Annotated in this window: 8 protein-coding genes; all 8 read right to left on the bottom strand. The window is 62.5% G+C overall.

Annotation, left to right across the window (positions count from 1 at the left end):
* The coding region (locus tag OPU69_RS19655; RefSeq protein WP_498513250.1) for an RES family NAD+ phosphorylase at nt 1-432 on the bottom strand (432 nt) is incomplete at its 3' end.
* Between the two features lie 4 nt (nt 433-436).
* Nucleotides 437-787 (bottom strand): antitoxin Xre/MbcA/ParS toxin-binding domain-containing protein, encoded by a 351-nt coding sequence (locus OPU69_RS19660; protein ID WP_054590611.1) that lies wholly within the window; start codon nt 785-787, stop codon nt 437-439.
* 110 nt (nt 788-897) lie between these two features.
* Complete coding sequence (locus OPU69_RS19665; RefSeq protein ID WP_498513253.1) at nt 898-1,098, bottom strand: hypothetical protein; 201 nt, start codon at nt 1,096-1,098, stop codon at nt 898-900.
* Nucleotides 1,099-1,114: 16 nt separating this feature from the next.
* Nucleotides 1,115-1,738, bottom strand: a complete 624-nt coding sequence (locus OPU69_RS19670) for a DUF6927 domain-containing protein (protein WP_069052200.1) — start codon at nt 1,736-1,738, stop codon at nt 1,115-1,117.
* Between the two features lie 12 nt (nt 1,739-1,750).
* Nucleotides 1,751-2,392: a hypothetical protein gene (locus OPU69_RS19675; protein WP_069052201.1), complete on the bottom strand. Its 642-nt coding sequence runs from the start codon at nt 2,390-2,392 to the stop codon at nt 1,751-1,753.
* Nucleotides 2,393-2,439: 47 nt separating this feature from the next.
* Nucleotides 2,440-2,832: a hypothetical protein gene (locus OPU69_RS19680; protein WP_150126424.1), complete on the bottom strand. Its 393-nt coding sequence runs from the start codon at nt 2,830-2,832 to the stop codon at nt 2,440-2,442.
* The gene (locus tag OPU69_RS19685; RefSeq protein WP_058456856.1) at nt 2,801-3,751 is read right to left on the bottom strand and encodes an ArdC family protein; all 951 of its coding nucleotides are present in this window, start codon (nt 3,749-3,751) and stop codon (nt 2,801-2,803) included. The genes OPU69_RS19680 and OPU69_RS19685 overlap by 32 nt, the downstream gene beginning before the upstream one ends.
* Before the next feature lie 83 nt (nt 3,752-3,834).
* Nucleotides 3,835-5,940 (bottom strand): ParB/RepB/Spo0J family partition protein, encoded by a 2,106-nt coding sequence (locus OPU69_RS19690; protein WP_498513256.1) that lies wholly within the window; start codon nt 5,938-5,940, stop codon nt 3,835-3,837.
* Between the last annotated feature and the right edge of the window lie 61 nt (nt 5,941-6,001).

Genomic DNA, 6,001 nt, shown 5'->3' on the forward strand with positions numbered 1-6,001 from the left:
CCATAGGACAAGATTGAGCGCGTCTGCGGGGGCGCCGCGGGCGTAGCTCGGGACAACGATGCCAGCATAGCCTTGCGCGATCGCGGCCTCCGCCAGGTCCTGCGTCGGGACCGGCTTGCCGGAGAGCATCCGATCACGCCATGACGGGTCGGCGAGTTCAGCCGGTGTGATGCCGAAGGGATGCAATGCAGCCGTGTCCCGGCCATCGAGCAGCGGCCCGATGTCGGCCTGATAGGCCACCAGCGTGGTGGGCTGCAGCGTGCCAGCCTGATTGGCCTCGCGCAGCGCGGTCTCAGGGGCGAGGGAAGTATAGAGCGCCGTGCGCCCCATGCGATTGAACCGTCCGCCAAATCGGGCGGCCCCCTCCCCTGAGAGGGGTTCACGGGACCAGACCGGATTGTGGGCGCGGTAGAGCAGCCCGGTAAAGTGCATTGGACTAGGCGTGGACGCCGGCGTCGACCGCGTCGATATAGGTCAGCACGTCATCGGCCCGGTTGCTCTGCACGAGCTGCATGGCAGTCTGGCCCGAGAAACCCGGCAGTGGTTCCGAGCGGTACCAGGCATAGGCCAACAACGCCGAACCAAAGCGCGGCTCGACCTTGTTGAGCACCTCGACCATCTGGCGAAGGCGGCGCTGCGTCCGGTCGGACGCGATCCGGTCCTTGCGCTGGATCGCATCCTTGCCGAGGCCCAGCGAGCGTGCGAGTTCGTCGCTGGTCGTCCGCAGCGCGTCGACGATCTTGCGCGGAGCAAACGCGCCGTTGTCAGCGTAGTTTTGAATCGCCATTGCACTTTCCCATGAATTCTGACGCGATATAGCGTCAATATCTGCGGTAATCAAGGTTTGGGTGTCAAACCCAGCAGGTGTTCCCGTTTTGCCGAAGAGGTTACCCGCTCTTACAAAACCACGACCTGCAATTCGATCGCGCCGGCAAGGCCCTCTTCTGCAGGCAGAACGCAAAAGGGCTGGAGCTTGCTGTCCGTCCTTACCACGGCATGGCTCTGCCCGGAATTTGCGGTCATCCGAATGGCGAGGCGCTCGGCATTGGCGCGTCCGCACAGGATCGCCCTTCTGGGATCGAGGCTCTGAGGCAGCATGGTCACCTCCCGAGCGTTACGGCGTTGCCGGGAAGAATGTGCGCGGCGCACGCTTGGGCGGCACGACTTCGAACCGGCGCTCCATCAATCTGCTGATGCGGAACCGGCCTCGGCCATCGGGCGTGCTAAGTTCAATCTTCGCGCCGCGCTTTGTCACCCTGAATTCGGCGTGTTCGCTCCCATCGGTGAACTTCATGGGTTCAGGCAGCCGGATCATGTCACCATCGGCGATCTTGCGTTCCTTCAGGCGCAGCTGGCGGTAGCAGCGGTTGCGCCAGTCGAGGGCATAAGGGTGACGGGTTGGCCCCAGTTCCTCGAGGATACTTCTGGGACACCCAGCCTCCACCGGCCCGGAGTTTTCATCCATGTCCTTGTAGCCGAACAGGAGGCCGTCTGCGGCCTTGGGGTTCCAGCGGACCAGACAGATTACCGCGGAGATGGCGTGGGTCTGGTTGTTCGGTCCATAGCGCTGGACAGCCGCGTAATAGGCCCCGGTTGTGGACACGCTTCTGATGACCCGGCATCCTTCGAAGCTGCCGGTTTCTTCGTTCTCGCGCTCCCATGTGAGCTGATTGTCGAGATAGGCCTTGGGAGTGTCGAAGCCCCCCATTCCGGCACGGTGCATGTAAAGCCAGCCCATGCGTGTTCTCCTTCAGATGAGCCCCGGCTGCGCCGGAGGTGCGATCTTCAATTCGCGCGCGATCCGCGCCGTGAGTGCGGGAATGTCTGCAAGGGCGGTGATCGGCGCTTTGCGCATCACCGCGCCAGGCGGTTTCCAGAACGGGTTGCGCCAAGCGAGACCCGGCTCGCCGAACCTTTCCGGGCTAATTCGGACATAGATACCTTCGGCTTCCAGCACATGCTCACCCGCGAGCTGTTCCTGTGAGGTGTAATAGCTGATGCGGTAATCGGCATGCTCGAGCCCGATCCCTGCTGCGATCTGCCGAAGGGCGCGCGTGCCCTCGCGCCGGTAGTGGCGCAGCTCTTCGGGACGATAGTCGATCCCGCGTTTGACCAGCGCAATGATCGCAGGCCTGTGTTTGAGCTCGGCAAGGCGTTCGATGCACTGGGACCGCAGAGCCTGGTCGTCTGCCTCACATTCGGTCGGCCTTCCGTCAGCAATGCGTTGAAGGTGGCGCGTCAGCAGCAGCACAGCCGGACAGGTTGCAGCCTGCCGGCCTGCAAGGCGAACATCATCCACGGCCTCGTTCAATGCTCGCAGCGCATTTTCGAAGGTTGTCAGTCCATCAGGCTGGAGTGCGCGGCGGTAACGGTAATCGATGTCGCAGGACATGAGGCTTCCTTTCCATTGCAAGATGCAATGGCCCCATCCCCCTTCCCTCAATGCAGGCTGCCGCGGTGCTCGCTCGGGTTCTGCAGCGGCAACGGCTCGTAGATCATCGGTCGCAGGAGCGTGTTTGGCGCAATCTGTTCGAGGATTCGCGCAACTGCCGAGACCGCAACGCCCGCCTCGGTTGTCTGAATGACAAGCGATCGGCCTTGATCCGGAGTTGTGCCAAGTGACCAACCGGCGTCCCCCTTGCCGAGAAGACCGTCCAGCACCTGGCGTAGATCCCTTTGGGGAAACAGGCCTGCGATATACTCAGCCAGCACACCGCCAATGGGCGCCCTCCCCCGGCCTGCAACATCGCCGGCATAACGGTGAAGCTGGGTGAGGCGAACGACCTCCTCGGGGGCTGGCTCAAGCACAAGCCGAAACTGGCGCCGTTTCATCGGCTTCCTCCCCTTCATCCTCTGCAGGTTCGCTCTGGTAGCCCGAATAGGCCGCAAGATGGTTGAACGCCTGATCGGCCTTCGCGGCCGCGGTGATGATCGCCGTCTTGTCGGCCTTGAGTATTTCCAGCCAGTGCGAGACGTAGCTGGCGTGGCTTTCATGGAGGTCTGCCGGAAGGCCCAGTTCGTAGCAGATCCGGGCACTCACCTGCTCGGCGACGAGCTCCTCGAAAGAGTATGCCTTGTCGCCGAAACGCTTGCCAAATTCGCGGGCGAGCCGCGAGGCATGGCCCGACCAATGGCCGAGTTCGTGCGCTTTCGTAGCCACGAATCCGTCTTCGGTGTTGAAGACATTGGGGTGCGGAAGCTGAATGTAATCTGCGCCCGGCGAGTAGAACGCGCGGTCTCCGCCGAGGCGTATGTCCGCCGGGACGGGTGCGAAGAAGCGCTCGATGGCAGCGGTCTTCTGCGAGGGCGTCGGCGGCGCTTCAGGCACCGGACTCGGATAGAAATGCGGCGGCAGGCCATCGATCTGCGAGGCGTTGAACACGCTGTAAGCGCGCATGAAGCGGATTGTTTTCGACGACTCCTCACCGGTCGCCTGATCGACCGCGGTCTTCTTCGTGCTGTTGAAGTAGATGCTCGGCTCGGCGGTCTCGCCCTTGCGGACCTGTCCGCCAAGCTCAATGGCCTGGCGCCAGGTCATCCAGTAGCGTGAGCCATAACCATAGTGGTCGGCGACCGCCCAAAGATAGAGGCGGTTGATCCCTGTATAGGGGACGCCTGCAGCGCGCAGCGGCGCGCCACCCATACCGGTCTTTTTCCAGGGTCGGCGCCAGGGCAGCGTTCCGGCCTCAATTGTATTGATGATCAGATTGGTGATTTCCTGCGCGACATCACGCTTGGGTCGTTGGCGCATTGGCCTGCTCCTCAACAAAAAAGAGGCCCGGCTCACTCAGGCGAGTGGCCGGGCCAGGTCATCAGGAGGGGTGAGTCGCCGCTTCAGGCGGCTACCGCCGCTTCTTCACAGGCGACTTCATGTTGATGGTCTTTGAGGAGCTCGTCGGCCTCGCTTTCGGCTTCACCGTCATCGCCATCGCAGACGTCGGCGACAGGGTCGCTTTCGTCGGTGTCCGGGATGACCGGATCAGCGGGATTGGCAGCAATCGTGAACTTCATGCCTTCGGGGAGCCACGCCAGCGCCGCTTCCTTGACGTCCTGTTCAACGATCGCCTTGCCGGCGAAGATCGTCTCGCAGGTCTTGGCAAGGTCAGCCTTCTTCGATGCGGCATAACGCGCCGCAAGATCGCTGCCGCCGACTTCGGTCAGCGCGGCAAGACACGAGGTCTTGCTGACCCGGTCGAAGAAATTCTCGGCCGTCGGCCGCCACATCGCAGCGACGTCGATGTCGAGCATACTGCCGATGACAGCATGGATCGGATGGTATTCCGAACCATAGCCCTTCTTGGCTTCGAGCGAGATGGCCACCGCATAGGCGAGCCACGCCGCCTTGGTTTCGTCGGCAAGCTCGCGGAAGGCAATGAAGCGCTGGGCTGCACAGCCATGTTCCTGCCATGCCGTGTCGAGCGCGTTTTCGGCCTCGGCGAGAATCCCTTCGGCTGTGGACTGCGAAAGTTCTCCGGTCGCAGGATCGCTGGGTCTACCGCCCTTGATCGAGGTTCCCCGGCTTTCATAGCTGCGGCTGTCAGCCAAAGCGAAGATGGCAAAGTCGAGCGCGAGCCCCGCATCGGTGAGCAGCGATGCCGACAGGATATTGCGGCGCTGGACCGAAAGCTCGTCGAACAGGCGGGCGCTGATCGGCTTTTCCGTGCCCGGCGCAACTGCCTCAGGCCTGGAAGGTGCAGCGCTGCCTCGCTTGGTGGAACCTGGCACCGGCTCTTCGGCCGTCGCTGTCACCTTGCCATTCTCATCGGTCTCGAACGACAGGCGCTTTTCGCTGTAGTAATCGGCCTCGAGGACCATTTCGCCGCGGGTGGTGAGAACCAGAAACTTTCCGGCCTCACTGCGCCATTCTTCGGGCAATTCGCGCACCGGGTTATTGAGGTCACTGCGCTCACCATCGAGATCCTCATACTCGGCCTCGAGCTGCCCGAAATCGGCCCCGTCGCCTTCAGGGTCGCCTTCATTGCCTTCGTCGATGATCTCGCTGATTTCTTCCATTCGGGCATCGATCGCGTCAATTCGGGCACGTGCTTCTTCGGAGAGCGACGCGGGCGGGAGGCGAACCGCATTGACGCCCATTTCGCTGCGCGCCTGCCATGAATTGGTCGACGCCACCGGGCTGATCCACGCAAGGCCCGTTTCAGCAGCAATGCGCTGGGCTTCGGTCTCCATCTTCTCGGCCGCAAGCTTGTGGGCGATCTCGATGTCGATCCAGCGATCATCTGCCGCTTCGCTGAAGAGGTCGCGCTCGATCTTGCCGCCGGCGGCCACATAGGCATCTTCGCCGATCAGCAGCGCGATTGGGTCGTTGCCGCGCATGGAACCGCTCGCCACCATGCGCCGGATGGCATCGGCGCTTGGATTGTAGGCGTACCGCATCTGCTCAAAGACCCGCAACTGCACCTCGTGCTGATCGGTCGCAGCATAAGCCTTGGCGATCTCGAGGGTGACATCGCCCTTGGCGAGTGCTTCGAAAATCGGCTCGGCAAGGTTTGCTAGCCGCAAGCGGCCTTCCACAAAGCGCTGGGTGAGACCAAAGCGTTTGGCGACCGCGGCAACATCGCTGCCCTCCTTGATGAAGTGCTGGAAGGCGCGGCATTCCTCAGCGGGGGACATCCCGACACGCTGGAAGTTCTCGGCAAGCGAGGCCTCGCCAGCTTCCTCTTCGCTGCCCTCAAGCAGCTTGCATTCGATCTCGGTATCGGGGTCCCACGCACCGCGCGCGACGATCATCTCGATGGCCCGCAACCGGCGGCCACCGGCGATCACGGCAAACTTGCCGCGCTTCTTGCTCCTGGTGACCAGCAGGTTCTGCAAAAGGCCGCGCGCTTCGATGTCGGCGGAAAGCTGGATATCGTCTTCTTCGCTGCGCGTTTTGCGCACATTGGCATCGCTCAGATAGAGCCGGGAAAAGGGAATAAGCATCGTGGTCGCTCCTGATGTGCACCCGGCAATCACCCGGGCACACATCCCCTCCCCCTCCCCT

The organism is Blastomonas sp. 34TW, from assembly GCF_059803595.1.